General features: G+C 59.1%; 2 protein-coding genes. Both read right to left on the bottom strand.

What is annotated here, in order from left to right:
- Positions 1 to 2427 (bottom strand): class I SAM-dependent methyltransferase (locus tag JMF90_RS30400; RefSeq protein ID WP_201325829.1); only part of this gene is annotated, 2427 nt, incomplete at its 3' end.
- Positions 2428 to 2574: 147 nt separating this feature from the next.
- Positions 2575 to 3258 (bottom strand): cupin domain-containing protein (locus tag JMF90_RS30395; protein ID WP_201325828.1); only part of this gene is annotated, 684 nt, incomplete at its 5' end.

The following is a 3258-nucleotide window of genomic DNA, read 5'->3' as shown; positions in this document are numbered from 1 at the left end:
CGGAAGCTCGCGCGCGGAATGGTCACGCATTACCTCCACTGAAGCCGGAACCGTGCGCCGGATGGCTGGCCAGCTCTCGTCGTGGCGGAACATCGGGAAAAGCGTGATGTCTGCTCCCGCCTTTTCCAGCGCGCACAGAAGTTCCAGCGCGCGCGGGTACCCCGATCCCAGGCTTTCATGCGGGACACGGTCCTCGATAAAGAGAAGTTTCTTCCGGTTGCTGCGAGCTGCACGTGCCCACAGAATCTTGTCCGGTGCCGCCTCCTGCTGCTCCCGGAGCCAGCCCGCGTGCCGCTCGCGGAATATCGCGTGGTTTCGTTGTTGCAGTTGTAAAGCCTGGGCACTGGTCGATGCACTGCCGAATTCGTAATGCATGATCACGACGTCTGGATCGAACACCACGCGGTGCCCTGACTCCCACAATCGCAGGCAATAGTCTGTTTCCTCGTAGTAGGCAGGCGCATAGCGTTCGTCGAACGCATTCAGGCTTTCGAACAATTGGCGCGGGGTCAACAGGAACGCCCCGGAGCAATAGTCGACATCGCGGCGGAACATGTATTCCGCACCATCAGGTGCGGCACCTCGGCCATAGCCCGTGCATGCACCGTTTTGCCAGACTACGGATCCAGCCTCCTGAAGTAATCCGTCGGGCAGGATGATGCGTCCTCCGACAGCACCGATATCGCCTTCCGCCTCGCAAAGCGCAATCGCTGCCTCCAGCGAGCCCGCCATTAGAAGTGCATCGTTGTTGAGGAACAGCAAATACTTGCCGCGCGCCTCCTTCGCCGCCTGGTTCGTGCCTTTCAGGAAGTGCAAGTTCTCCTTGCTGCGGATGATTGTTGCACCTTCGATACGGTCGAGCAGTCGGGACGTTGCATCGGTCGATGCATTGTCAAGGATGATAACTTCCGCCTTGATCGCGCTATCGCTCAGCACTTCGGCAATCGATGCCAAACATGCATAGCTCAACTCGACGCTGTTATAGAAGATCAGCAAAATGCTGACGTCGGGCTCGGCATGCCGTTTGAATCGCAGCATTCCGCTCGAGGTCAGGAACGCGTCGAAACGAACCTTGAATCCGGCGCGCATCGCCGCTTTCGCATCGGTTCCCAGAGCGGCGTTGGAAGACCCCGGGGCCGTCGTCAACGATCCACCGGGACCGGACGCACCGGCGGCTGAAAGCGCCAGCGGCTTCACCGCTCCCGAGCCGCGAAGCCGCGTAATCACGGCACGCATCGGTGCCGTCACTCGCCAGGATGTGGAGTTCCGAAACGATTGAACGATCTGATCGCGTTCGCGAAGCTCGCTCTCCATCAATCTGTGCAGCTGTTCTTCATACTCGCTGCGTTGCTGGGAAAGTTTCACTTCCAGCCGCTCGACTTCGGAAGAGAGACGCGCGCACTCTGCCTTGCTTGCCGCGTGGATCGATTGCTCTTCCCGTGCCCGCGCCAGATCTGCCTCAAGCACAACGATGCGTTGACGGAGGGCCTCTTGAGCGGCAACTGCATCCTCGGCGCCTGATTCAAGCGTCTGTCGAACCGCCCGCTCCTGTGCCAGCTCCGACGCAAGTGCGCCGATACGCTCATCGAATCCGGCCTTGGCAGACTGCGCTTCATGCGAGAGCCGCACGATCTCGCCACTCAGGTTATTGGCATGCCTGTCGAGATCAACTGCCTGAACATGACGGCGAAATGCCTCGCCGCGCGCCGCGAACATTGCCCGAATCGTCGATGCAGCTGCCGGATCGTCACCGAGCGCCATCAGTTTGGCAATTAACGGTGCACTCTCGGCCCCAATACAAAGCACGCCAAGCCCCTCGGAGTTGTCGAACTCGAACGACGGGTACTTGGCCGACAGTTCCTGCCAAAGCTGCCAGACTCCGAACCCTCGCTCGCGCACGTTGATATCGTGAAACAGGACAACTGCTTGATCCGAGAGAGCGTCGAACCATGTATCGAAATCGTGCTTAACCGCCTCGTAGGTATGCAAGCCGTCGATATGGAGCAGATCGATCTCTCCTTGCGGACGAGTCGGAAAGTATGCCCTCGCCTCGTCGAACGTCATTCTGAGGAGCTTCGAGAACCCCGCGTAGTGAAGGTCGTTGAACTTGGATATGCTCTCGAATACATCCTCGTCGTACTGGCCGGCATGCTCGTCTCCCTGCCACGTATCGACGGCAAAGCAGCGCGTCGATAACCCGTACTGAGATACTGCCTGACAGAACGCCGAATAGGAATTGCCGCTGTGAGTGCCCAACTCCACCAGCACCCGTGGCTGTACCGCTTTCACGAGCCAGAATGCGGTTGCGATGTGCCCCGCCCATGCACCCGGAGAAACAAGCCGGCGGGGCTCCCAGAACAGCTCCCCGTCGATGCCCAAGGCCTCGATAATTTCGGGAAGCAAATATTGACCAGTTGTATTTTCCACTTGATTCCTTCGTAGTCGGATGACTGTGCCGCCCCCGCCAGCAATCGATCCTGTGTTCAGGCGAATCCGACGCAAACCGCTACAACGCATTTCTTATCCAGCTCCGTCAGGCCGCGCTAAGCAGCTCTCACGACGCAGCACGCGCGCTTATATCGGCTTGACGTCACGTCCGTAGTTGTCCTCAAAGCGCACGATGTCATCCTCGCTCAAATAGGCGCCCGATTGAACCTCGATCAGTTCAAGCGGGATCTTGCCCGGGTTCTCCAGCCGATGCTTCGCACCGAGCGGAATATAGGTCGACTGATTTTCCGTCAACAGCAACTCGCGCCCGTCGTTCATCACTCGCGCCGTGCCGCGTACGACAATCCAGTGCTCGGCGCGATGATGATGCATCTGCAGACTAAGGGACGATCCGGGGTTCACGATGATTCGTTTCACCTGGAATCGCTCGCCGTGATCGATGCTTTCGTAAGTACCCCATGGACGCACAACCTTGCGATGCGTCACGGATTCGTGCCGGCCCGACGCATTCAAGCGCTCGACAATCGTCTTCACGCGCTCGGTCTGGCTCCGATGAGCAACGAGTACCGCGTCCGCCGTTTCAACGACGATCGTGTCCTTCAGCCCGATGGCGGCAACCATCCGATGGTCCGCCCGGATATAGCTGCCCGTCACGTCTTCTGCCATCACATCGCCCGACAATGCATTGCCGTCGGTGTCTTTCTCGGTGATGTCGGCGAGCGCAGACCACGAGCCGATATCGCTCCAGCCCATGCCCGATGCAACAACCATCGCCGCGCGGCTCGTCTTTTCCATCACGGCATAATCGAT

The organism is Burkholderia sp. E168m23, assembly GCF_016586125.1.
GTDB classification, from domain to species: Bacteria; Pseudomonadota; Gammaproteobacteria; order Burkholderiales; family Burkholderiaceae; genus Burkholderia; species Burkholderia orbicola.
Note: the sequence above shows the minus strand (reverse complement) of the source record. Positions and strands in the feature narration are given on the sequence as shown.